This is a genomic window from Arthrobacter sp. PGP41 (assembly GCF_002953935.1).
Lineage (GTDB): Bacteria > Actinomycetota > Actinomycetes > Actinomycetales > Micrococcaceae > Arthrobacter.
This window is the reverse complement of the sequence record NZ_CP026514.1, coordinates 2,015,547-2,039,579: the sequence shown is the minus strand read 5'-3', so window position 1 is coordinate 2,039,579 and position 24,033 is coordinate 2,015,547. Positions and strand designations below refer to the sequence as shown.

Genomic DNA, 24,033 nt, shown 5'->3' with positions numbered 1-24,033 from the left:
GCTCATGGCACAGACGTCGCGCTTCCCTACGTGAAGCACCTTCCAGCCTTCCCACTGCTAGACGTAGACAGGTTGGGTGCCTGGAATCTCCGGGGCCGTTATAGTCATAACTGAGTCTAGTCAGGTTACGTCCGGAGGAACCCTCATGCCCATCGCATCTCAGCCGCTCGGACGACGCGAACGGAATAAGCAGGAGAAACTGGACCGCATCACTGCCGCGGCTAGTGAACTGTTCGCCGAACTTGGGGTCGAGGATGTCACAACCCAGCAAATCGCCGACAAGGCCGATATCGGCACCGGAACCCTGTTCCTTTACGCAAAAACCAAGGGGGAACTCCTCCTGCTGGTGCAGAACGCGCACTACGCGAAAGCGCTGGAGCAGGGCCGTGCTAATGCTGAAACCATCCTGGATCCGCTGGATGCAGTGATGGCCCTCGTGCGGCCGATTGTGGAGTGCAACCGCGTCCAGGTCGACAATGGGCGCACCTACCTGCGCGAGATGGTCTTCGGAGACCCGACGGAGCCCCGCCGCAATGAAGCCCTTTCCATCGTCGCGCAGACCGAGGAAGCTATCGCCGCCGTCCTGGGCCGGGATGGACTTGTCAGTGCTGATGATGCCGCAACAACCGCACGCATCGCTTCGGCCATCATGTTCCTCAGCATGGCAGTGAGTGCGGATCCCGCTCTTCGCGTCGACGACGTTGTCCAGGACATCAGGACTCAAATCCGCCTGCTCCTGCCCCGCTGACGCACGCCGGTCAGCCGGACCTACATCTCAGCCTGATGGAATTCATGTCTTGACGTTTATCCGAGCCGGTTGGTGGGTTTCCGGGTTAGGTTCCCATTCCCAAGTGTGCTCCGCCTGCCACATCGAGGGATACGCCGGTGATGTAGCGGTTGTCCGGGTCGGCGAGGAAAAGGATGGCGCGGGCGACTTCGTCTGGTTCGGCGAACCGGCGCATGGGAAGCTGGGCGGCGCGCTTGGCCCGGTTGGCGGCTGCATCCGGGCCCGAGTCCTTCGCGAATTGTGCCCACATGGGAGTGTTTACCGGGCCCGGCGCGATGGCGTTGACCGAGATGCCGTTGGGGCCGAGCAGCTCGGCGAAGGACCACATGATGTGGAGCACCGCGAGTTTGCTTGCGTTGTACGGCAAATAGTTGAGTCGTGCCTCTTTGGCTGCAACGGAGGAGAGGATCACGATCGCACCGGCAGTTCCGGTCCCAATCATTGATTGCGCGGCTTCCCGGACCATGGAGAACGTGCCCGAACAATTGATCCGCATGATGGAGTCGAATTCTTCGGTCGTTGTTTTCATGATGTCCGCCGTGGCACCCAGGACTCCAGCTGCATGGACAAGCGCGTCGATGCGCCCGTACCTGGTTGTGACATCACGGACGACGGTGGCGCATTGTTCTTCGGAGGTGATGTCTAGCGTGAAGAAGCCGGCTAGTTCTTGGCCCTCCTTCGCGCCGCGATCGGCACCTATGACGATGGCCCCTTCGGCTGTGAGGGCGTCGACGACTGCGTCGCCGATTCCGCCGCTTGATCCGGTCACCAGAACGACTTGGTCTTTAAGGCTCATCTGATAACTCCGCTTGTCCGTTGCTGCCCAGCGACTGGCTGGTGGGCTGCTCGTTTCATCTTTCCAGCTCCTTAGTTGAGGTGTTTCAAAGGGTGTCCCAGCTCCGGGCGCGGCTGCTTCAGTGAGCGCCGCTCCGCGCCCTGACTTGCTGCCGCACCGTTGAAGCCCAGGTTCTCTGCCGACCCCGATCCAGAATGGCGCAGGTGCCCGTGCTGCCTAGCTGTCGCCGCTGGTGGCGTGGCTGGCCCATTCCCGGCCTGCTTGTTCTTCTGTGGGCAGTCCCGAGGCGGCGAGGACTTGGTCAAGCAGCCTCTGGGTATGGACAGCTTCCCGGCCGGAGGTCAGTGGCTGGGCCCTGTCGGCGACGCGGTCCAGGAAGTGATGGACGGCGGCGGAGAATCCGAGCGTGTCGGTGGCCGTTGCCCAGCCGTACGCCTCGGCGCTGAGCTCGCGTGATGTGGTGACTCCCTGGACAGTGGTCGAGACGGTTTCCGGGGCCCTGACTTCTACGGTCTTGCCGTCGCCGTAGGCATCGAGTTTTTCGCTCCAGGCACCGGCTGTCCGGGCTGCCATGAGCACTCCGGTGTTGCCGGTGCTGAAGCGGATCATGGCCGCGACGCCGTCTTCCTCCCACGGGTCGTCGCCCGCTGCGTGCGCCGCCACGTCAACAGGTTCGCCACCGCAGTACCAGCGGAGCAGATCGACCATGTGGATGGCGTTCTCGAAGGTTGCGCGGTATTCCGATCCGGGGCGGTTCTTCTGGGCCACGCAGAAGGCAGCGCCCTTCGTGCCAAACAGCTCCCGGCCGGCGGTGTAAACGGGGGCATAGCGGCGGTTGAAGTCGACCATCAGGATGCGGCCGCGCTCGTCGGCGAGGTCTGCCAGACGTTCTGCCTCCTCGGTTGCCGGGGCAAGAGGCTTTTCGCAGAACACGTCGACGTCGCGGTTCAGGCACAGTTGGACCGCGTGTGCGTGTTCGGACCGGGGTGTGAGGACGAACACTGCGTCCAGATCCTGTGAGTCCAGCATGTCCTCGACCGACTTGTAGGCGGAGCCGAAGCCCCAGCGTCGGACCAGGCTGCTCGGATCCTCACGGCGTGATACCAGGGCGGCAAGCTCAACGTCATGCCGCTGTACGAGTGTGGGCAATTGGGCAATGGTGGCGATGTTTCCGGCGCCGATGACGCCGACGCGGAGGCGGTTGGTGTTCATCGGGCGTTCCTTACATGGGCGGGATCGGAGAGCATGGCGCGCAGGACGTCGGCTGATTCCCTGAATCCGTCCTCGGGCTTGGGAAGGTCTTGCCGGTGCCAGCGGTATTCAAGTTCGATGCTGAGCACGTCGTTGTAGCCGTGCTGCACCAGCCCGGCGAGAATTTGGGGCCAGGGAACGACGCCGCTTCCTACGACGCGGGACCGTACGGCCCGCTCGGAAGCGTTGACACGCGCTGTTTCGGTTGCGCGGAATGCTGCGTTGGGATCGGTGAAGACAAGGTCCTTCACGTGCACGTGGCCGATCAAGTCGCCCTGGACGGCGAGGGCCTGTTCGAACTTTTCGTCGTGGGTGAACGTCAGGTTCGCCTGATCGTACAGAACGCGGATGGCCGGGTGCGCGACTTCGCGGACCAGGGCTGCGGTTTCGGCCGCGGACTGGGTCATTGTGCCGAAGTGGTTCTCAACGCACAGCCGTACGCCTGCCTGTTCAGCTTCAGGCGCAAGGGTCTGCAACGCATGCACGAGCTTTGCCCACCGCCGGGCATGGTCGGAGTCCCCGGCATGCCAGGACCCGGCGTAGACACGGACCCGATCGGCCCCGACCATATGCGCGGTTTCAATGGCACCCCGAAATTCATCGACCGCGCCGCGCCACTCCACGTCCTCAAGGGAGTTGATGGCTGTCGTGTAAGGCGTCAGGCCTACGATCGGCACGCCTTCACTGTCGGAAGCCTTCAACGCCTCCATCGCGGCGCGCCGATCTCCCAGAGGCAGCCCTGACAGGTAGTCGTCCTGGTAGATAACCTCCGCGGCGTCGAGGCCGGCGGCTTTGAAGAGCGCCAGTGCCTGGGGAACCGTGTGGTCCGGGGTTCCGAGTGTGTGACCTGCAAGCCGCATCATTGAGTGTCCTTTCTGGAAGTGTTTGGAGCCGCTGCCCAGTCCGCGGGACCGACCAGCCGCGGTGGGGCTGCGACGCGGGACCGGTCGACGATCTCCATCAGCAGGCCCCAGGGGGTAAGGAAGTAAGTCCAGCGGTTGCCGGCTACGCGCGGGCTATCGCCTGCGACTTCTTTGCGCTCACCGAGCACCCGTACCCCAGGTATTTCCCGGAGCACGGCGAGCGCTTCATCGACGTCGTCCACGACGAAGCACAGGTGGTGTCCGCCGGCATCACAATGCCGCGGCGGGGTTTCGCGCCGCTCAGCACTGCTCCATTCGAAGAGTTCAATATTGAGGTTCGGGGGCAGTCGCAGCATGGCCAGCGTGAGTTTCGCGTCTGCCGGGACGTCAAAGTTTGTGGGCATGAATTCTTCGTCGGGACCCCGCTCTGAGCGGTACAGTTCCTCGGCCCCGAGCACGTCGACGAAGAACCGGATACCTTCCTCAAGGTTGGGGACGGTCAGGCCGACGTGGTCCGTGTGCTGGAGCCCCGGCAGCCGCCGCAGTGTTTCTGCTGGGGCGCCATCCATTTGCGCGGTCATGCGCGCGGTCCCGAGGTGGAGCCACGGACCAGAAGCTCAGGCTCGAGGACGATGTGGTCCACGGAGCCGTCGATATTCTGCTTCTCAGCCAGTTCGATGGCGATGTGGCCCATGTCGGCGATCGGCTGCCGCACCGTTGTCAGAGGAGGGTTGAACCGGGCTCCAAGGGCCAGACCATCGAAACCGATGACCGACACGTCCTCCGGAACACGCACGCCGCTCTTGCCGAGGGCCGAGATGACCGCAAAGGCCACCATGTCATTGGCCGCGATGATCGCCGTCGGCGGGTTGTCCATTTCGAGGAAATGCTCTGCCCCACGCGTGCCAGCATCCAAGTCCGATCCACTGTCCAAAACGACGGGCGTGCTGCCGCTCTCCGCTGACAGCTCCAGGTACGCCTCTATCCGGTCCTGGGCGGTGTGTGTACCGGCGATACCGGAGACGTAGCCGATCGAGGTGTGCCCCAGTGAATGCAGATGGTCCAGGGCGAGCATGATTCCGCGGCGGCTGTCGACGGTGACCGTTGGGACCGCATCGTCGCCTTCCACCCGGTCGATCACGACCACCTTGTGTCCGAAGTCGAAGCGTTTCAAGGCCTCGGTATCGACCTTTGTGGAGGGCGCGACGATCCCGAACGGGGCATACATGGCCTGCATGGCGGTGAAGTATCCGTCAGTCTTGGCAGGGTCCCCATTAGTGACGCAGAGCAGCAGCTGGTAGCCGCGCTCGTCCGCGGCCTGCGTCATCGTCTTGGCAAGTTCTGCAAAGAACGGGTTGGTGATGTCAGGGACGATCAGCGGGACGAAAGTGCTGGTCTTTCGGCGGAGAGCCTGCGCGAGTGGACTCATTGTGTAGCCGAGGCCCTCGGCGACCCGGAGGATGTGCTCGCGGGTCTCACTTTTCACCGCTTCCGGCCGGGAGAATGCCCGGGAGACGGTGGACCGGTGGACACCGGCGGCTTTCGCGACAACGTCAATACTCAGGTCAGGCATGTTCTTTTCCTCCGTGCTGGTCGTCATAGGCCTGCCAAATGGGGCGCATAACGTTTTCGAGCTGGGCCAGCGTCGGCAGGCCCCGGAATCCATCTTCCAGTGTCTGGGCCACACGCCGTACGAACGGACCGTACAGCGGGTCGCTGTCCACGTCGATTTTGGCGGACTCCGTGGTCCCGTCCACGGCGGTGAAGGTAGCAGAGCCATCGGAGTCAACGGAGGCGAATCCTGCTTCACCGACCGAGGTGTAGCTGCAGTAGCGTTTAAGCGGGGAGCCGGGAAATGCGTAACCGACCTCCACGATGGCTTCCCGCCCCTCCGGCGTGGAGATTATGAGGCTGGCGTGGTCCTCAACAGCTCCGCCGTACAGAACCGACGAAAGCCGCGAGTCGACATGTGCCGCCGGTTCTGCGCAGCCCTGCAGGAACAGGTCGACAAAGTGGGGGCCCAGGTTCGCCAGGCATCCCCCGCCTGCGCTGACAGGATCGAGCATCCAGGGATTGGCGTTGTCGAGGTAGCGGGACGGCGGTCCGGCAATGAATGACGTTCGCTGGTACGTCGGCCGCCCTGCCTTAGCAAGCCATCGGTCGGTTGGACCGTCCCGCTGGACCAGCGGGACGGTGGCAGGGACGCCGGCTGCATCGGCGGCCTTGCGCACAGCAGAGAGTTCGGCAAGGGAAGTTCCCAGCGGCTTCTCCACCACGAAGGGAATACCGCGTTCGATCAGGGCGTGACACTTCTCCGCCATGTCGGAATGGGGGCCAAAAACGTAGGCGAGCCCAATGTCGGGAAGGTCAACCAGCTTCCGCCAGTCAGCTTCCACCGGTGCTCCCCAGCCATCGGCCAGGCCTTGGACGAGGGACACGTCGTCGTCACTGACGCCGACGACCTGATGCATTTCGGCAATCGCCTCTGCGTACAGCGGAACGTGCCAGTGGGAAGCACCAAGAATGATTGTTCGTTCGTGAGTCAACCGCGATACCCCCTCGTATGAGATCGGTTGCTGAGATCGGTTGCAATAACACTATGGATGGTGGGAGAGTTTGTCAACGACACCACAACAGCGGCCCAGGCGATAAGCAAAACCAAACCCGCTTGGGCCCAAGAAAGGCCACCATGTACAAGAAACTTCGCACCCTGCAGACAATCGATGCATCCGGCGCCGTCCTCATCGTCCGCCTTGAGAACGCAGACGTTGCCGAACGCGTTGCCGAAGCTGCCATCGCCGGAGGTTTCCGCGCCCTTGAAATCACACTTTCAATCCCCGGCGCCGTCGAGGTAATCCGCCGGCTCTCCGCCAGGCATGGGTCCAGTGGTGTAGCGGTGGGCGCCGGAACGGTGCTGGACGAACACTCGGCCTACGAGTGCATCCGCGCCGGCGCTGAATTCCTGGTTAGTCCCCAGCTGAACCCGGCCATGATCCGGACAGCGAACCGGTACCAGGTACCAACAATCAGCGGGGCCTACACACCAACTGAGCTTGTCAACTCCGCAGAGGCGGGCGCTGACATCCTCAAGCTCTTCCCCACCGAGGCTGGCGGCATCCCCTACGCCAAGTCCGTGCTCGCTCCGCTGGCACACCTGCCGATCATGCCGGCAGGCGGCGTAACGCTGGAGAACGTCAGCGAATGGTTTGCCGCGGGCGTTGCAGGTGTCGGCGTCGGCAGCTATGTGACCAAAGCTTGGCAGCCCGATGGCGACTTTGGCCGCGTCACCAAAGCCGCCGAAGAGTTCCTTTCCGCAGTGGCAGAGGCCCGCCGATGACAGTCCCCAGCGTCTTTATTGTCATCGGCCCGGCGGGCTCCGGGAAAACCACGATCGCGCAGAGAACAGCACAAGAAAACAACGCGGCATACCTGGACAAAGACCGGATATGCGGACGCTTCGTCGAGTTCGCGCTGAAGGCAACTGGACACGACCCCACCGACCGGGAATCCAACGACTACTATCGCGACAACCTGCTGCCCCTCGAGTACGAGACACTCATGGACGTGGCCGGAGCCAACCTGCGTCTGGGCCGGTCCGTCGTGCTCGATGCCCCTTTCGGAGCCTACTTTGACGATCCGGATTTTCTGACGCGCGCGGCAGAAAAGTTCCATTGGCCACCTTCTGAGACCACGGTGGTGCGGGTAAGGGTCCCCCAGGACCTTCTGCGGGACCGGCTGACCCGCCGCGGCCTGGAACGGGACCAGTGGAAACTTTCCCATTGGGATGAGTACTGGTCCGTCTACGGGAGTTTGGAATGCACGTGGTCAGGCGTGCAGTACCTGGACTTCAACAACGAGACACCCCTTCCGGCAGAGTAGTGATGGCTCAGCCGCCAGAGCCGCTCATTTCGGCCAGTTCCACGCGGGCCGCTCTTCCAGCCCGCGGCATAAATGGGCCACACCACCCCTAGTTCGACCGAGGCAGCACGTCTGCCTCCAGCGCACAACGCGGTTGCCCTCCCCTGGAGGCTTCAACGCCAGACCCTGCGACGTGGCTCACAAAAAACGTTGACAAGTCTCTTTTATCGACCTTACTGTTGTTGCAACCGATCTCTGCAACCGATCTCAGCAACCGATCTTATTTGTTCCGGTTAACAGCCGGAGGACCGATTGCTTCCGGTTCAGTCCCTAACCCCTCCTCAGCAAACGTGAAAGTATGGAGAGTTCAATGAAGACCTCAAAAGATGCGCTCGACAGCTCGGGCCCTTCTGAATTTCCGGAAGCGCCGGAGCCGCCCCGGCGCTCCGTCAACATGGTGGCAGGCACGATCGGCCACTTTGTGGAGTGGTACGACTGGTACATCTACGGGCTGCTGGCAGCGGTGTTCGCGGGACAGATATTCCCAAGCGAGAACCCCTTCGCGTCCCTTGTCGCAGCGCTGCTCACCTACGCCGTCGGTTTTGTCATACGCCCGCTCAGCGGAATCATCATCTCGCCGCTGGCCGACCGTTACGGCCGCCGGCTCATCCTGACGCTGTCCATCTCCGGAATGGCGCTCGGCTCTCTCATCATCGGCCTCACCCCCTCGTTCGCGACGATCGGCTACGCAGCACCTGTTCTCTTCCTGGTTGCACGCATCCTCCAGGGAATCTCGGCCGGCACCGAGCAGCAAAGCGCGATCGCGTTCATGGTCGAACACGCTCCCGCGAACCGGAGGGGCCTGTTCGGCTCGTTCTCCAACATGGCAAGCGGCCTCGCAACCCTCGCAGCGACCGGGTCCGCCGCAATCGTGACATCATCCTTTGCTCCCGCCGAACTCGCAGCCTGGGGTTGGCGAATCCCGTTCATCATCGGCGGCGTTCTCGGCGTCGCCGGTCTCATCCTGCGGGCCCGCTCGGATGAGACCCCTGAGTTTGAGGCAGCTGCCCTCGTCGATAAAAAGTCCGCCTGGGCGCGCCTGAAGGACCTGATCCGCGAACACCCGAAGGCTCTGCTCCAGGCAGCGGCACTCTCTGCCCCGGCAGTGGCCTACTACACCTGGGCCACCTTCCTCCCCACCTATGCCAAGCTGACCACCGGACGGGACCTGTCCTCCACCCTGGCCGGGAGCGTTATCGGGCTGGTATTGCTCGTGGTCATCGTGCCGGTCTGCGGATACCTTTCCGACCGCCTCGGCCGACGCAAGATCTTCCCCATCATCGGCGCCATCGGCATGATCGTGCTCTTCTACCCACTGCTTCTGCTGCTGAACCAGCCAGGCTTCTGGGTATACGTTCTGGTTTCGGCATCCGGGTGGGTAGTTCTCGGTATTTGGCAGGCCGTTTACCCGACAATCCAGGCCGAGCTGTTCCCGGCCTCAGTCCGGGTAGCAGGCATCGGTTTCGCACACCAGATCGTCATCGCCGTCTTCGGTGGCACCGCACCACTGATTGCGGCTGCATTCGTCGGCGCCGGACAGCCCATGTTCGTTGCGTACTACATGATCGCCATTGTCACCCTCTCCCTCATCGTCTACTTCACGCTCCCCGAGACCGGCAGTAAGGGCGGGCGTGCCACCGTCGCACCGGCAGACCCCGAAGTACTGGAAGGAGAGCACCTGCTCCTCGAGGCTCCACACGGCGGGATCCAGACGAAGGAATCCAAGGCGTAGACCTCAACACTGCACATGAGGAAAGCCCTCGACCGACTCCGGTCGAGGGCTTTCCCCTTCCCGGCTGGGGCCCGGCGCCAAGATGAGGCACACGCCAGCCTGACGTCAGGCTGGCGTGTGCCAGGTGTCAGAGTAGGGCACAACCTCCATTTTTGTGGCGATGGCCCAAGAAACTCGTAGACCCAAACCGGACACTTCTGACTCCGCTCAAACCGCCACGCCACTCAAAAGGACACGGCCAGGTCATTCGTCGGTTTCATGCCCGTCCGGACGTACTGCAGCCGGTCAATGGGCACATAGGAAGGCAAACAAATTCACACTGCCAGGGCTGCTGCGCCGCCAGCTAGTGCCCCAAGAACTCAGAGCGGCCAGGCCCCTCCCTGCACTTTTTGTACAACCAGATCCAGCGTCGCTGTCTGTCATTTCCAGCACCTGGATGGGGCCACTCCCCTGCGGAATCGAGGCGGTATGCTCGGCCGGCAATCTGGAGTCTGCTGCAACGCCCACAAGTCGGCCCCAGCGGCCCTTAAAGCAGAAGTAAGTGTTGACACTGTCCACACCCCCTTTGGCAGGAGAAAACAGCGGTCCCCCAGTTCCCGTGCCCAAAAAGCGGGGCCGTCCAAGGAAGTTTCGCACCGCAATCGGCGAAGTCATGTTGTGCCCGCTCCCCCGGTCCATGAACAGGTGTAGGCCACCCCCGGCCAACCCGACAGAACCGGAACGAGGAACCGCATAAATCCAGCCCACAGCAGGCGGAAGGCCCACCAGCCGGGGTCTTTAACCCGCCACCCCACACACCTGAACAGGCTCCGCGGCAGCCAGGCCCCAGCCCGCGAACCAGCCGTCAGAGCGACGCGACCACAAGCTTTGTACACACGTCAAAGCAAAATCGCCTCTGACGAGGGAAAACGTCGTGCCCGAGGTGGGACTCGAACCGGACTCCAGCCGTTGCAAACACTGGGAACCCGCGAAAACATACGAAATCCCGCCCAACCCGACGTCCTTAAGTCCCGATCCGAAGCGAAATGTGTGGACGCTGTCCACACTCGTTTTTTGGGGGTGCCAGGCCCGCTTGGTCATTCGTCAGCCCAGCAATCGGAAGTCAAAGGCCATTTGGCACCGGCCCCTGAGGTTGCTAATGCGGCAAAGGGATAACCTTGCGGCCGAAGGCCGGGCCATACATGGCTCGCTGCTTGATACCGGAAGCTTCCAGCCAGACGACCTCCCCGGAAGGGGTCGCTGATTCCACGTAGCCGACCCGCAGCACTTTGCCTCGATGCTGGATTTCGACCTTTTTGCCGAGGAGCGAAGAACCTCCGGAAAAAGTGCTCATTGGCGTGCTGGCTTGGACGAGTCGCATTTCTTTTTCCTTGGTAGTCGCCTTGGAGGTAACGAAGTGAACCCGGGTCTCACCCCGGCTAACGCTTATAAAGGGCAGCCTGCTTTAAGGCAATGAAACCCAGCCGCAGAGGGCCTACCGCACACGGGCGCATTTCGGTCTAACGAATTCGAAAGTGCTCAATCTGTTTCGGGGCCTTCACAGTAGTTGCATGCGTCTTCACAGTCCATGGTTGCAATGAGTGCTGCGGTGGCACTGCTGTTTCCTGCGTCTAGGTGTTCCATTGACATTCTTTCCGTCAGGTTCGGACCGAGGCTGGGGCCGGCAACCAGCCGCCCACTTCCGCCTGGGCAGGGTGTTCTTCTTCCCCGCGGTACATCAGCCAGGGATCCTCCACGAATGCTTCGGAGCTTCCCGGCCCTTTGGACGATGCCAGCAGAACGGGCGCGTTGTCGGTTAGCATGTGACGCGCCACGCCTGCCGCCTGACCAGGTGTCCAGCCGGAACGTCCGGAGACACGGAAACAGTGAAAGACCAGTAGTCGTGCTGGGTTACAAGCACGCCGCCTCTGCGGCTGCGGCATGCGGACGAAGCAAGTGCAACCGCTGCATCGAGCCCTGCCTGGATCACGAGGGCATCGTCGCCGTCGACTTCAAGCGTGGTTTCGGACCGCTGAAACATGGCCATGAAAATCACCTCTATGTGAATTACTGGGGCTGCGTCTTAGGCATTTTTGCGGTGCTCCAAGTCACACCCTGCGTGTAGGCAACTTGTATACGTCTTGTCTATAGGGCGCCGGCCTGAGTTGCCCTATTTGTGTTGACCGGCTTGTTTCGCGGATCGACTCCTCAGCCAGCCTGACGTTGAAGGCAAGGCCCGGGGTTAGGTCAGCGTTGGGGCGTCTATTCGTGCCGTTTTGTCTGCAACCACGTCGCCGTCGACCATCGTGAGGATGACCGGGGCCGCTGCAAATTCATCAGGAGTGGCATTTAGTGGATTCTGGGCGAAAACCGTCAGGTCAGCCCTGCCTCCCGGGCGCAGGATGCCGCCTTCTTCTCCCACGGATTGCCAGTACTGGCTGGTGTACCCTTCCAGTGCGGCACGGGCGGACAACGCCTGTTGGGGCTGTACCGGAGTGATGTCGGGCCTGCCTGCCGGTCTGCGGGTTTGTGCTGCAGCGATGACGCCGCGCGGGTCGAAGGGGGCAATAGGCCAGTCGGACCCGAGAGCGACGACGGCTCCGGCCTCGCGCAGATCACGTGTGCGCCAGGCGTGGTTGGCGCGTTCGGTCCCCAGGCGGCGTGACCAGTTGTCGGTGTGGTCGGCGCGGCTGTACAAGGTGCAGTGTGTCGGCTGCAGACTTGTTGTGGCGCCGGACTCGACGACCTGGTTCAGCACCTCGTCGGGAATGGATTCGATGTGTTCAATCCGGTGGATTGTCCCGTTCGGGGGAAGTGAGGCGACGGTCCGGGCGACGTGGGAGACGGCCCTGTCTCCGATGGCGTGGGTGGCGGTTGGAACGCTGTTGTCGTGAAAGAATCTCATGGCAGCCGAGAGCCCTTCAGGCTCGGGCCACAGCGGGTCCACTGATTCGCCGTGCGTATCAGGGGCAAAAAGCCATGCGGTTCCGTTGTCGATGGTGCCGTCCATCATGAGTTTTATTCCGCGGACGTGCCAGCGGCGCCCATGACGGCCCTGCATGGCCAGGAGTCTGTCCAAATCCTCCTGCGATACGCCGGGCATGACCCACGGGGAAATGCGTAGACGAATGGACAGGTCGCCCCGTTCCTCGAGAGCTTCCAAGACCTCCAGGGAGTCGGCCTGGCCGAAGTCAAGCATCTGGCCGCCCACCAGCCCGGCTTCGGCCATCGAGCGCAGCAGCCGGTCGAGTTCGTTTACTCTTTCGTCGAATGACAGTGGCGGGAGCTTGGGTTGCACCAGTTCCATGGCGGCCATCTCGTACAGCATGCCGTTGGGTTTACCGTCGGCGGTCGTGCCAATGAATCCTGAGCTGTCCAGCTTTTCCCGGCCTGTTACCCCTGCGAGGCTGAGGCCGGCGTCGGAGACCAGGGCGGCGTGGCCGTCAAAAAGGGTGATGTAGACGAGTTCTCCATCCAGGATGCCTTCGAAGATGTCGTTGCTGAACTCCGCTTCGCCGAAGATCACCGGGTCAAGGCCCCAGGCGAAGAGCCAGTCCCTGCCGATCCGGTGGGGTGTTTGGGCGGCATATTCGGCAAGTGCCAGCCGTACCTCGCTGAACTCTGTTATGCCGTTCAGGTCCAGGCCGCGGGCGATGCTGATTCCAAGTATCGGGTGGATGTGCGCGTCAATCAGCCCGGGGGTCACCGTGGCGTCCCCAACGTCAATGACGCGGGCAGCGCCTGGGGTCCATTGTTCTGCTTCCTCCGTTGGGCCTATGGCGACGATGTGGCCGTCGTTGATGGCGATGAAGCCGGCAGTTTCTTCAAGGTGTTCACCGTGAAGGATGCTGGAGGAAAGGATGAGGATGTCGGTGGGTGCGGGCGTGCTCAAGCTGTACTCCTGTGATGTTGCGGAACCACTGCCGGCACCCGGGACTATGTCAGGTGCCGCCGCTGATGGCTGCCTTAAGACCTACCGACAACACGTCGGCCAAGAAGGCGAAGCGGTCCATGTGGCTGGTTGTCACGGCCTGCTGGGCCGCGGAGAGGTGGGGGAAGTCCGCCCGGTGGGGCTCGGGAATATCCCAGGCGGATTCCATTGTGATGGCGTCGAGGCTGGCGCCAATGGCGGCGCTGTCGAGGGTTTCCAGGGTCGGAATGATGAGATGATCCGGTACTCCGACGCGCAGGAAGGCTTCTGCGAACTTGTCGTATAGGGCCAACGCTGCCGGATGCGAGACCGGTTGGGCGAGCAGCAGCGGCAGGAGGGCCGGCGCGAGGCTGTAGGCGGTTCGGAGCGCATCGAAGATCTGGCGAATAAGGACTTCGAGGTTTGCAGCAGTCAGGTCGGGAACATGGACCCGATCGGCCAGGGACCCGCGGGCGAGTTCGATGATGTCGTCGCGGCCTGTGACGTGCTTGTAGAAGGACGACTGTCGTACGCCGAGGCGCTCGGCGAGGCGTGGAATCGACAGTCCTGATTCCTCCTCGAACATCGCCAGCGCTTCCCGGCCGATTTGCTTGCGGGAGAGCCGCGGGGTTCGCGGCCGGCCAATCCGGCTGGTCTTTTCGGGCGTCTGCATCTTCCAAGGCTAATCTCAAAGTGTTAGACCGCATGGCCGATGCGTTGGTACGCAGCGGGGTTCACCCGTCGCAGGATCACGGCAAGGAGGGCGCCCGCGCCGAAGACCACCGGTGCGATGAGCAAGAGAGCGGTGTTGACGGGGTCATTGTCGGGCAGTCCAGTGAGCAGCCCGACGTTGTCCACCATCAGGTACGTCACAACGCACATAATCAAGGTCGAGGCGACAGCCGAGGGTATTACATACCACTTGAGCCGGTGCTCCCTGTGCCGGACGAAAAAGACCACGACGCCGACTCCGGTGAAGGCCTGCAGCAGCAGAATGCCGATCACGCCCGGACTGTTTGCCCAGATAAGGAACTGCGTGAAGGGGTCCAGTTGCAGCAAGGCGGCGCCAACGACCAAGGCCACGGAAAGCAGGGTTTGTTCTATGCCCGCCACTGACGGCGTGCCGTGCCGGGGGCTGATCCGGCCGGAATGCTTCGGAAAGATGCCTTCGCGGCTCAGCGAGAGCGTGTAGCGGTTGATGGTGTTGTGGAAGGCGAGCTGGGAGGCAAAGATGCTGGTAACGATGAGCACGCTCATCAGGTTCACGTACCAGTCCCCGGCGAAGGTTCCGGCCATGATGTATGCGGTATCTCCCGTGTCCAGGTGTCCGGCAGCGAATGCCTGCACCACTACGGGGCCGAAGGCCTGAACAATAACCCAGACTGCAAAGGCGTAGAAGGCGCCAATGAAGGCGATGGAGATGTAGGTCGCCCGGGGAACGCTCTTGTCCGGGTCCCGTGCTTCCTCACGGTAAAGTGCTCCGGATTCAAATCCCATGAATGCCGAGAAGCCCAGGGCGATCACAGCAGCAAACTGCGGGGTGAAGATCGCGTCAGGGCTAAAGGAATCAAATCCGATCCCCTCGGCACCGCCCTGGAGGAGCACTGCTGCTGCCACGACGGCGACGATTGCCGTTTCCAAGGTGAGAAGGACGGCCAACACCTTGGCGCCGACGTCGATCCCCCGCCAGCCCAGGTACCAAACTGCACCGATCGCCACCAGTGCGTAAAGCCACCAGGGCAGTTCCACTTCTGTCAACGACCTGACAGCGAGGTCGGCCTGGATGCCAAGGAGGCCGTACAGACCTATCTGAATGCCGTTGTAGCTCATCCATGCGGTAAGCCCGGAACCGAGCCCAACAACCCGGCCAAGAGACTTGGCGACGTAGCCGTAAAAGCCGCTGTAGGACTGGATGTGGCGGGTAAGGGCCATGAAACCGACGGCGAAAAGAGCAAGACCCAGGGCGCCGGCAATGTAAATGACCGGGGCACCAACGCCGCCCACGGCCAGGGCCAGCGGCGCGATCCCGACAACGATGGTCAACGGCGCGGCGGCTGAGACCAGCATAAAGACGATGTCCCGGGTGCCGATGGCATCCTTTTTCAGCTCGGTCCTAGGATCGGCCCCTGCGGGCGGCACCATCGCCGCCGCTTCATTAGTGAAAGTCATTCGCTTATTATTGACGTGGATCACAGGCTGCGTCAAGGGTCGTATTTTTTTAGTGGACAAGTTGTATACGAGTGATCTACAGTCGAGGCAGGGCATCGACGTGAATTAGATCACCGAGCCGGCGCCATCCCGGCGCCTTCCTTCTTCGCAACGGTGCGCAGAAGGCACCGTCCCTAAACCCCAACAAGGATTTTCATGAGCAATGTGTCCCACAAGGAGCGGGGCGTGCGTAAGCACACCTCCCTTCCCGCAGTTGCTGCATCCAGCCTCGCCGGCACCGCCGTCGAATGGTATGACTTCTTCCTGTACGGCACGGCAGCAGCCCTCGTCTTCAACAAACTGTTCTTCCCCAGTGCAGACCCCATGGTCGGCACCATGCTGGCCCTGGGAACCTTCGCCGCGGGATTCGTCGCCCGTCCGCTGGGCGCGATTGTTCTTGGCCATCTCGGCGACAAACACGGCCGTAAGTCAACGCTTGTGGCTAGCCTGCTCCTGATGGGCGTGGCTACCGCCCTCATCGCTTTGATCCCCCCTTACGCGTCAATCGGAATCATCGCCCCGCTGATCCTGTTGTTCCTACGGCTGGTCCAGGGCTTTGCCCTCGGCGGCGAATGGGGTGGGGCCGTCCTGCTGGTCTCCGAATACAGCGACAACAGCACCAAGCGGGCATTCTGGGCCTCGTGGCCGAACGTTGGTCCGCCCCTGGGCAACCTCATGGCCGCCGGTGTCCTTGCTGTGCTGTCCGCTGTGATGCCCCAGGACCAATTCCTTGCCTGGGGTTGGCGGATCGCCTTCGGCCTTTCCGCGTTGCTGGTCATTATCGGTTTGGTCCTGCGTCTCTACGTGCAGGAAACACCGCTGTTCCTGGCCTCACAGGCCAAGGCCGATGCCGAGCATGCCAAGCAGGCAAAGCTGCCCCTGGCCGAACTGTTCCGAGGCAACTGGAAAGAAATCCTGATCGCAGCAGGCAGCCGGATGGGCGAGAACGCCGGCTTCTACATCTACTCCCTGTTCCTCATCACCTACGTCACCGAGATCCTGAAGATGGATCGCCAGACTGGCCTGAACGCCGTCATGGTCGGCCAGGGCGTAGCTGTCGTTGCCATCCCCGTACTGGCGATCTTTGCCGACCGGATTGGCCGCAAACCGATGATGATCGGAGCCTCCGTCGCCACGGTGGTGTGGGGGTTTGCCTTCTTCGCCCTCCTGGACACCCGGCAACCGGGCATGATCATCCTCGCCGCTGTTGGCGGCCTGCTGATTTTCGCCGCCTACAGCTCCGTGATCGGCGCGTTCTTCTCCGAACTGTTTCCCACCAAGGTGCGCTACAGCGGAACATCGGTGGCCTACAACGTCGCGTCCCTGATCGCCGGCTCACTTTCCCCCATCATCGCCCTGGCCCTGTACCAGGCTTTCGGTTCGGGCCAGGCCATTGCCCTCTACCTCGTCCTCATGGGCGTCATCTCCATCGTCGCCGTGTCCTTCGCAAAGGAAACAAAGGACATGAAGCTCAGCGACCTCGACGAGAAGCCCACGCCCGTAGCGGCGCAGCAGCTCTGACGTGACCGCTGTCCGTGGCAGCGGGAACACGGCCGCCACGGACAGCGCACACCTCACCCGGAAGGACAGAACGGACCCATGACTATTTTCGAGAACCCCGCGCCGACGGCACCGGAAACGGCCTATCTGTGGCTGCGCCGGGAGATCTCACTGCTGCCATGGGACCAAGAAGCCTTCCTCACCGAAAACGCGATTGCCGAGGCCGCCGGAGTGTCCCGCACCCCTGTCCGGGACGCGCTCCTCCGTCTTGAGACCGCAGGTCTGGTCCGGCGGGTCCCACACAAGGGCGCCTACGTGCCCGCGCTGACGGCACAGGACATCGAGAACATGATGGAAGTCCGGCGGGTCATCGAAGAGTGGGCCGTTAGGAAAGTCAGCTCTACCGGCCGCCTGGGGAGCGAACTTGACCGGCTCCTCCAGGACCAACAGGACAGCCTCACCGACCCGGTCGCGTTCATCGACTTCGACATCAGCTTCCACAAGCACATCGTGCATGCCGCAGCCAACCGGGCATTGGAAGAGGTCTACGACTCCCAGCGCATCAAACAGCAACGCATGGGCGTCAAGGCCGTCCAGGACAGCCAATTTCGCGGTGACCACGTCTTGGACGAACACCGGGCAATCGTCGAAGCAATCCGGCAAAGGGATGCACCAACGGCGGCCGCTGCCGTCCTGAACCATCTCGAATCAACACTCACCGTCCTCAAAGCCATCCCTGCCCACTCAAACCGCGGCTAAGACCGACGGGGTTGCCGCCCCCACTTATGAAGGAGCACCAATGGACATCGCCCTCGTCCAGTTGTCCAGCCCGGACGATGAGAGCCAGACCCAACGCATCGAACGCAGCGAGAAGCTTTTGCGGGAGCAGGAGGGCGCAGACCTCATCGTCCTGCCCGAACTGTGGAGCGCAGGCTACTTCCATTTCGGCCAGTACCCCGAACTGTCCGAAACGCTGAACGGACCAACGGTTCGCATGTGCGCGTCCGTGGCGAAGAACCTCGGAACCTATGTACATGTCGGCAGCATCGTCGAACGCGTCGCCGGAGGGGCCCTGCGCAACACTTCTGTCCTGGTGGACCCCCGGGGAAATATCGCCCACCAATACTCGAAGCTGCACGTCTTTGGGTACAAATCACTTGAAGCCGACCTGCTTACCCGGGGTGACTCCCTTCAGGTGGCAGACACCCCTTACGGGAAAATGGCAGGCACCACCTGCTATGACCTCCGCTTCCCCGGCCTGTGGTCCGAGCTCAGCGTGCGTGGAGCGGAAATCGTCGTGGTTCCCGCTGCCTGGCCCGCCGCCCGCCGAGAGCATTGGCGGCTGCTCACCTCCGCACGCGCGGTCGAGCACCAGGTCTACGTCCTCGCCTGCAACGCCGCCGGTAGGCAGGAAGGCGTCGAGCTCGGCGGCACCAGCCGCATCGTCGACCCGGGTGGCCGCCTCCTCGCCGAAGCAGGAGACGGTGAGGAAGTCCTCCGCACCACCATCGACCCGGACCTGGTGCACACTACACGCCGCGAATTCCCGGTGATCGCTGACCGACTCACCGACTACTCAGCCCTGACCCGATGACCACGAAAGCAGACCCTATGAAAACCAGTACTGAAACGCTTACCTTTGCCGTTGCCGGCACAGATACAACGATCGAACTCACCGATTATTATGCTGTTGTGGCCGGATACACAGGCCGCGACGCCGCCGCAGTCCAGCACCACATCGATGAACTCGCCGCCATCGGTGTCGCACCGCCGCCATCCGTGCCGATGTTCTACCGGGTGGACAGCGAATCCGTCACCTCGTCCCCCGAACTCGGCGTCACCGGAGAACAGACCTCCGGTGAAATCGAACCTCTCTACATCAGGCACGATGGCCGCTACTACTTCGGCATCGCTTCAGACCACACCGACCGCCACTTGGAAACAGTGGACATCGGCGATTCAAAACGGGCCTGCCCCAAACCGGTAGCCGGCACCGTCATTCCTGTCCCCGACCTGCATGCCCTGTCACTGGACGACTGCCGGGCACGCAGCTGGGTTGACGGCCGGCTCTACCAGGACGGAACCCTCGACGGCTTGCGGACACCGGGCAACGTCGTCGAACTGCTCCTTGAGCGCAACCCCATCGGGGACCGCGACTTCGTCTGCCTCGGCGGGACCCTGCCCGTCATCGGCGGCGACTTCATCTACGGCCGCGAGTGGAAGATCGAACTCACCTTCCCGGACGGCACCACCATCGACCACACCTACATCATCACGAAAGGACACCAGTCATGAGGACCGGAGACGAATACATTAAGACGCTCAACGACGGACGCACCGTCCTGATCGACGGGGAAGCCGTTGAGAACGTCGCCCAGCACCCTGCCTTCCGCAACGTCATTGGCACCATCGCCGAACTCTTCGACATCGCCGCGGAGCCGGCGAACGGGATGCAGTACCACAGCGAAGAAATCGACGGCCCCGCGAACCTCGTCTTCAGCATTCCCCGCACCCCGGAGGAGCTGAAGCTGCGCCGCCAGGCGGTCGAACGCTGGGCCAAGCACACCCACGGATGGGTCGGACGCAGCCCCGACCACGTCGGCACCTTCTTCGCCGCCTTCGGCGCCCACCCTGAAGTCTTTGAAGACACCGAACACGACTACGCAGGAAACATCACCCGCTACTACAAGCGCATTCTCGCCGAGAACCTGTACGTTTCCTACGCCATCATCCCCCCGCAGGTCTCCCGCGCCACAACAGCATCCGGATGGGAAGGCGACTTCCTACAGGTCGGCGTCGTCAAGGAAACCGACGAGGGCCTAATCGTCCGCGGCTCACAAATGCTCGCCACCGGCGGCGCCATCGCTGACGAAGTTTTCGTCACCTGCATCAAACCCCTCGGCCCGGACGACGTTGACTTCGCCATCAGCTTCGCGCTGCCCGCGGCCACCGAGGGCCTCAAGTTCCTCTGCCGCCGTCCCTTCGCACCGGCCGCGACCAGCGAATTCGACTACCCGCTGACCAGCCACTACGACGAGCCGGACGCCCTCGTGGTCTTCGAAGACGTCCTCGTCCCCTGGGACCGGGTCTTCATCAACCGCAACATCGACACCCTGCGCCGGCAGTTCTTCGAAACCGGCGCACACGCCCTAGGCAACTGGCAGGCACAGACCCGCTTCACCACAAAACTGCAGTTCATCGCCGCCGTCGCACGCAAGGTCACCCAGGTGAACGGCACCGACAAGATTCCCGGCGTTCAGGAAAAGCTCGGCGAACTCGCAGCCGTCGTCTCATCCGTGGAGTCCGCACTGATCGCTGCCGAATACACCGCCGAAGCAGACTCCTCCGGCATGCTGGTACCCGGCAAACGCTCCCTCTACGGCGCCATGGGCCTTCAGTCAGAGACCTACCCCCGCGTCATCGCGATCCTGCGGGACCTCGTGGGCGGCGGCGTCCTGCAGCTGCCCTCAGGCGTCGTGGACATGAAGAGCCCAGTCACCGCACCGGACATCGAACGCTACATCGCCTCCCCTGGCGTGCCCAGCGAAGAGCGTATCAAACTCTTCCGCCTCGCCTGGGACATCATCGGCTCGGAATTCGCCGGCCGACACCAGCAGTACGAGCTCTTCTACGCCGGCGCCCCGTTCGTCGTCAAGGGCGTCTACACCTACCGCAACTATGGCTACGAAGCGCAGGTCGCCGAACTCAACGAGTTCCTGGCAGGCTACGGCGTTGACGGCCGCAAGGAGGAAAACTAGCCATGCCAAAACCTGAAGTTGAATTCACGCCCACCTCGTCCGTCGAATTCACCCCCTGCAATCCACCCATTGAAGGGCTCTCCGAAGCCATCCTGGCCAGGAACACCGAAAACGACAGTGTTACCCGGATCCTCAAATTCGAGCCCGGAACAGACACCTCCCCCAACGGTGTGCTGACCCACGACTTCTGGGAAGAGGTCTTCATCTTCGAAGGCTCCTTTGTTGACCAGCGCCTTGGGAAAACCTTCAAGGCAGGTGACTGGGCAACCCGTCCCCCGGGAATGGAACACGGTCCCTGGATCTCGGAGAACGGCGCGAAAATGTTTGAGGTGCGCTACTACCAGAACGGAAACAACTGATGGGCGCTCCAACAGCCTTCGCAGTCCCCGACGGGCTGGCAATGCGCCGCACCATGGGCAGGTTCCTCACCGGTGTCGCCGTGGTCACCACGGAGAACGCCGGTGAACAGTACGGCATGACCATCAACTCGTTGACGTCCATCAGCCTGGACCCACCCATCCTGATGATCTCCCTGAACTTCAACACCCGCACCGGAGACGCCCTCCTCGCAAGCGGAAAGTTCGCGATCTCCATCCTCGGAGCCAAACAGGAAGCCGTGGCCCGGCAATTCGCCCAACGCGGCGGAGCCCGCTTCGACGCCGGCGAATTCGACACCACCGGAGGCGGCCTGTCCGTAGTCAGAGGCGCCCTGTCCCAGGCAGAGTGCACCGTGGTCCACCAGTACGACATAGGCGACCATCAGGTGTTCTTCGGACAGGTCACATCATGCCGTGATCGGGATGGCGACGGCCTGGCCTTCAACGCCGGAAAATTCGGCTCCTTCCACGACTTCAACCACGACGCCATGCCCTGGACGTTCTAACCTGGCATCCCTCGCAACCCAAAAGCCTCCCCTGACCCACCAAGGGCAGGGGAGGCCTTTTGCACCTAATCTCTGGGCGAACTTGGCACCAGCCGGGAACGCGCCGGACCAAACGTGACGCGTACTCCGGGCACGATGATCGCCGATTGTGATCGCCATTTAGCCGTGCAGCCCGATCCGCTCCCCTATGAAGAGTTAGTAGCCAACAATGGCTGCTCGAGTCGACTTCAAATGGGAATCAATCGCCTGATGCGTCGACTCAATGTTGCGTGCCCGAAGGGCATCAACGATCGACTGATGTTCGCCCAGCACCTGATCTGCCCGGCCGCGTCCCTTTGTGACGGCCAGTACCCCTATCCGAAGCTGGCGTTGCCGAAGGGAAGAATAGAAATCTGCGAGGATCGGATTACCTGCTGCCCTCACCATTAGGGTGTGGAACTCTGTATCAAGCTCAATGAAACGGGCAGGATCACCCTGAGCATCCCGTTGCTGATCAATCAGGCCCTGCAATGCATCGATCTGACCTTCGACCATGTCGTCCAAGCCCGACACGGCCCACTTCTCCACGACCGAACGTGCCTGCAGGATCGCTCGGACGTCTGCGTCAGATATCGGGGGGACGTAGGCTCCCTTATGAGGCACCCTCTTGATAAATCCCTCTGCCTCAAGCCGAAGGAGCGCTTCACGGACTGGAGTGCGCGATGTTCCCGTTTCTTTAGTTAAGACAGCTTCATTGAGGAACGTCTCCGCATCCCGCGGCAGCGATGCTATGTAGCTTCTTAACCAGTTATAGGCAGTCTCTGGCGCCGACTGGCTGGAGGGAGTCAACTGGGACACATCACGCCTTTCCTTGCAGATAGCCAGTATACGAGTTGTCTTCGACCTACAGCTTCTCACCCGTCCGTGGCGTTCTTTGCGCCTAGCTTCGACAGCTTCCGGCGCTAGGTACGTCAGGCTGAGATGCCGGGCCCTGGAGCAAACCTTGCTCAAGTACGCCCGATGACTTTGAAGTACAACTCAGCCTGAGTCGAACCCTTTGCTGGGAACGTGTTGCACCTATGAACTTCCAGGACCGGCCAGTGGCCTCAGCCAACTGCTGCGTGCAGCCCTTTGCCTTCCGCCGCTCTCCAAACGGAGGGCCGAGCGATCCAGCTGGCATGTCCATGTACAGCTTTACGACACTGTACGGTTACATCTGCTCCTCGACTCAGCTCAGCGCGGAGGACCGCAAAATCTGGGAGCAGCTGCTCGAACACGGTTCCGGCAATTGCAGAAAAGCAAATATAGGTGTGGACACTGTCCACACCCACTTTGGCAGGACAAACACCGGCGCCGGGCTCTCGCAAGGCGTCCCAATACAGCTTTTATATCTCGCGGGCAGCAATCCCGCAGTCATGTAGTCACCGCTCCCCCGGCACATGAATAGGTGTAGGCCACCCCGGGCCCACCAAACAGTACCGGAACGAGGAAGCACGCAACCCCACGACAGCAGGCGGAAGGCCCATTAGCCATGGACTTGAGCCCGCCACCCCACACACCTGAATAGGCTCCGCGGCAGCCAGGCCACAGCCCGCGCATCTAGCGTCAGAGGGACGCCACCACAAGCCATGTCAACACGTTAAAGCAAAAACCCCTCTGACGAAGGGTAATGCGTGCCCGAGGTGGGACTCGAACTGTCTTCCCGGCCTCGAAAACACTGGGAACGCACGGAAACATGCGGAATCCGAGGCAGTCCGACCGACCTACTACCCAGTCCGAAGCCCAAAGTGTGGACAATGTCCACACCCCCTTCCGGGGGCGCTGGAGGGACTATCGGGGCACCAGATGCCTGGAAATCTCGGCGGCAGCGTTCGGCAGGTCGATAGCGCCCGCGGCGACTCCGACGACGAGGTCGAAGCCTTCATCCGTGGTGAAGTCATGCCGGTGACCGTTGATCCACAGCAGCAGCACCATGAGCGTCCAAGCCGTCCGTTTGTTGCCGTCAATGAGTGGATGGAACCGGGCGACCGACTCCAACAAGGCTGCCGCCTTCACCGCGAGCTCCGGATAGGCTTCCGCGCCCAGGACAGTCGTAGCCGGCCTGACCAATGCTGAGGCCAACAACCCGACATCACGGATATGGAAGCCGTACCGATCAACTACCTGAAGGGCATCCTCAATGTCCAGGTACGCTGTCACGCGTCTTCAAGGCGCTTCAGCAGATCAGCGTCATGACTCATAACAAAATCAAGACCTGCGCTGATTTCACGCCGGCGCGCGTGGCGCTGCAGAACCAACTCTGCCCCCTGCAACAGAAGCGCGGACTTGGACGTATGTTCCTCAGCAGCCAACTTCTCCAGCCGCCGATCGAGGTCTTCAGGGACACGGAGATTCATAGCCATCCCCTTATGGTACCAAACCGGTACTGTCACCTTCAACGGTCTGCACGCGCCTTCGACTCGAGTCCTG

25 protein-coding genes are annotated in these 24,033 nt (G+C 62.0%); 11 read left to right on the top strand and 14 right to left on the bottom strand.

Translation table 11 applies throughout. The features are described from left to right. Window positions 1–145 precede the first annotated feature (145 nt). Entirely contained in the window at window positions 146–748 is a 603-nt protein-coding gene (locus tag C3B78_RS09220) for a TetR/AcrR family transcriptional regulator (protein ID WP_104997805.1), read from the top strand. A gap of 85 nt (window positions 749–833) precedes the next feature. Here C3B78_RS09220 and C3B78_RS09215 read toward each other — a convergent pair whose 3' ends face one another. The 6 genes from C3B78_RS09215 to C3B78_RS09190 all read right to left on the bottom strand — a co-directional run bounded on the left by C3B78_RS09215 (window position 834) and on the right by C3B78_RS09190 (window position 6,243). Continuing rightward, a complete protein-coding gene (locus C3B78_RS09215) occupies window positions 834–1,583 on the bottom strand; it encodes an SDR family NAD(P)-dependent oxidoreductase (protein ID WP_104997804.1) in 750 nt (249 codons plus the stop codon). 216 nt (window positions 1,584–1,799) lie between these two features. Continuing rightward, the gene (locus C3B78_RS09210; protein ID WP_104997803.1) at window positions 1,800–2,795 is read right to left on the bottom strand and encodes a Gfo/Idh/MocA family protein; all 996 of its coding nucleotides are present in this window, start codon (window positions 2,793–2,795) and stop codon (window positions 1,800–1,802) included. Beyond that, a complete protein-coding gene (locus C3B78_RS09205; RefSeq protein ID WP_234005569.1) occupies window positions 2,792–3,697 on the bottom strand; it encodes a sugar phosphate isomerase/epimerase family protein in 906 nt (301 codons plus the stop codon). Before C3B78_RS09205 ends, C3B78_RS09210 begins: the two co-directional genes overlap by 4 nt. Then, window positions 3,694–4,278 (bottom strand): VOC family protein, encoded by a 585-nt coding sequence (locus C3B78_RS09200; protein WP_234005568.1) that lies wholly within the window; start codon window positions 4,276–4,278, stop codon window positions 3,694–3,696. The genes C3B78_RS09205 and C3B78_RS09200 overlap by 4 nt, the downstream gene beginning before the upstream one ends. Next, a complete protein-coding gene (locus C3B78_RS09195; RefSeq protein ID WP_104997802.1) occupies window positions 4,275–5,270 on the bottom strand; it encodes a LacI family DNA-binding transcriptional regulator in 996 nt (331 codons plus the stop codon). Before C3B78_RS09195 ends, C3B78_RS09200 begins: the two co-directional genes overlap by 4 nt. Next, window positions 5,263–6,243, bottom strand: a complete 981-nt coding sequence (locus C3B78_RS09190; protein WP_104997801.1) for a Gfo/Idh/MocA family protein — start codon at window positions 6,241–6,243, stop codon at window positions 5,263–5,265. The genes C3B78_RS09195 and C3B78_RS09190 overlap by 8 nt, the downstream gene beginning before the upstream one ends. A 143-nt stretch (window positions 6,244–6,386) precedes the next feature. Here C3B78_RS09190 and C3B78_RS09185 point away from each other — a divergent pair, with 143 nt between their 5' ends. The 3 genes from C3B78_RS09185 to C3B78_RS09175 all read left to right on the top strand — a co-directional run bounded on the left by C3B78_RS09185 (window position 6,387) and on the right by C3B78_RS09175 (window position 9,347). Then, window positions 6,387–7,034 (top strand): bifunctional 4-hydroxy-2-oxoglutarate aldolase/2-dehydro-3-deoxy-phosphogluconate aldolase, encoded by a 648-nt coding sequence (locus C3B78_RS09185; RefSeq protein WP_104997800.1) that lies wholly within the window; start codon window positions 6,387–6,389, stop codon window positions 7,032–7,034. Then, window positions 7,031–7,576, top strand: coding sequence for an AAA family ATPase (locus C3B78_RS09180; RefSeq protein WP_104997799.1), 546 nt, complete (start codon window positions 7,031–7,033; stop codon window positions 7,574–7,576). The genes C3B78_RS09185 and C3B78_RS09180 overlap by 4 nt, the downstream gene beginning before the upstream one ends. 349 nt (window positions 7,577–7,925) lie before the next feature. Beyond that, window positions 7,926–9,347 (top strand): MFS transporter, encoded by a 1,422-nt coding sequence (locus C3B78_RS09175; protein ID WP_104997798.1) that lies wholly within the window; start codon window positions 7,926–7,928, stop codon window positions 9,345–9,347. A 1,135-nt stretch (window positions 9,348–10,482) separates the two neighbouring features. Here C3B78_RS09175 and C3B78_RS09170 read toward each other — a convergent pair. The 5 genes from C3B78_RS09170 to C3B78_RS09150 form a co-directional block, all read right to left on the bottom strand. Next, window positions 10,483–10,707 carry a hypothetical protein gene (locus C3B78_RS09170; RefSeq protein ID WP_158677229.1) on the bottom strand — a complete coding sequence of 75 codons (225 nt, stop codon included), beginning with the start codon at window positions 10,705–10,707 and terminating at the stop codon, window positions 10,483–10,485. 435 nt (window positions 10,708–11,142) lie between these two features. After that, window positions 11,143–11,373 (bottom strand): hypothetical protein, encoded by a 231-nt coding sequence (locus tag C3B78_RS09165; RefSeq protein WP_158677228.1) that lies wholly within the window; start codon window positions 11,371–11,373, stop codon window positions 11,143–11,145. 195 nt (window positions 11,374–11,568) lie between these two features. After that, a complete protein-coding gene (locus C3B78_RS09160; protein ID WP_104997795.1) occupies window positions 11,569–13,218 on the bottom strand; it encodes an amidohydrolase in 1,650 nt (549 codons plus the stop codon). A 49-nt stretch (window positions 13,219–13,267) separates the two neighbouring features. Beyond that, window positions 13,268–13,909 carry a TetR/AcrR family transcriptional regulator gene (locus C3B78_RS09155; RefSeq protein ID WP_104997794.1) on the bottom strand — a complete coding sequence of 214 codons (642 nt, stop codon included), beginning with the start codon at window positions 13,907–13,909 and terminating at the stop codon, window positions 13,268–13,270. A 23-nt stretch (window positions 13,910–13,932) separates the two neighbouring features. Next, window positions 13,933–15,405, bottom strand: coding sequence for an APC family permease (locus C3B78_RS09150; RefSeq protein ID WP_158677227.1), 1,473 nt, complete (start codon window positions 15,403–15,405; stop codon window positions 13,933–13,935). Between the two features lie 195 nt (window positions 15,406–15,600). Between C3B78_RS09150 and C3B78_RS09145 the strand changes: the two genes are divergently transcribed. The 7 genes from C3B78_RS09145 to C3B78_RS09115 all read left to right on the top strand — a co-directional run bounded on the left by C3B78_RS09145 (window position 15,601) and on the right by C3B78_RS09115 (window position 21,585). Next, window positions 15,601–16,965: an MFS transporter gene (locus C3B78_RS09145; RefSeq protein ID WP_104997792.1), complete on the top strand. Its 1,365-nt coding sequence runs from the start codon at window positions 15,601–15,603 to the stop codon at window positions 16,963–16,965. 78 nt (window positions 16,966–17,043) lie between these two features. Continuing rightward, window positions 17,044–17,703, top strand: a complete 660-nt coding sequence (locus C3B78_RS09140) for a GntR family transcriptional regulator (RefSeq protein WP_104997791.1) — start codon at window positions 17,044–17,046, stop codon at window positions 17,701–17,703. A gap of 40 nt (window positions 17,704–17,743) precedes the next feature. Further along, a complete protein-coding gene (locus tag C3B78_RS09135; protein ID WP_104997790.1) occupies window positions 17,744–18,538 on the top strand; it encodes a carbon-nitrogen family hydrolase in 795 nt (264 codons plus the stop codon). A 17-nt stretch (window positions 18,539–18,555) separates the two neighbouring features. Continuing rightward, a complete protein-coding gene (locus C3B78_RS09130) occupies window positions 18,556–19,239 on the top strand; it encodes a DUF2848 family protein (RefSeq protein ID WP_104997789.1) in 684 nt (227 codons plus the stop codon). Next, a complete protein-coding gene (locus C3B78_RS09125) occupies window positions 19,236–20,702 on the top strand; it encodes a 4-hydroxyphenylacetate 3-hydroxylase family protein (protein WP_104997788.1) in 1,467 nt (488 codons plus the stop codon). Before C3B78_RS09130 ends, C3B78_RS09125 begins: the two co-directional genes overlap by 4 nt. Window positions 20,703–20,704: 2 nt before the next feature. After that, entirely contained in the window at window positions 20,705–21,061 is a 357-nt protein-coding gene (locus C3B78_RS09120; RefSeq protein ID WP_104997787.1) for a cupin domain-containing protein, read from the top strand. Continuing rightward, complete coding sequence (locus C3B78_RS09115) at window positions 21,061–21,585, top strand: flavin reductase family protein (protein ID WP_199775368.1); 525 nt, start codon at window positions 21,061–21,063, stop codon at window positions 21,583–21,585. The genes C3B78_RS09120 and C3B78_RS09115 overlap by 1 nt, the downstream gene beginning before the upstream one ends. A gap of 195 nt (window positions 21,586–21,780) precedes the next feature. Here C3B78_RS09115 and C3B78_RS20225 read toward each other — a convergent pair whose 3' ends face one another. The 3 genes from C3B78_RS20225 to C3B78_RS09095 all read right to left on the bottom strand — a co-directional run bounded on the left by C3B78_RS20225 (window position 21,781) and on the right by C3B78_RS09095 (window position 23,966). Then, complete coding sequence (locus tag C3B78_RS20225; RefSeq protein WP_104997786.1) at window positions 21,781–22,422, bottom strand: GntR family transcriptional regulator; 642 nt, start codon at window positions 22,420–22,422, stop codon at window positions 21,781–21,783. Between the two features lie 972 nt (window positions 22,423–23,394). Next, the gene (locus C3B78_RS09100; RefSeq protein WP_104997784.1) at window positions 23,395–23,763 is read right to left on the bottom strand and encodes a type II toxin-antitoxin system death-on-curing family toxin; all 369 of its coding nucleotides are present in this window, start codon (window positions 23,761–23,763) and stop codon (window positions 23,395–23,397) included. Continuing rightward, window positions 23,760–23,966: a ribbon-helix-helix protein, CopG family gene (locus C3B78_RS09095; RefSeq protein ID WP_229666519.1), complete on the bottom strand. Its 207-nt coding sequence runs from the start codon at window positions 23,964–23,966 to the stop codon at window positions 23,760–23,762. The genes C3B78_RS09100 and C3B78_RS09095 overlap by 4 nt, the downstream gene beginning before the upstream one ends. Between the last annotated feature and the right edge of the window lie 67 nt (window positions 23,967–24,033).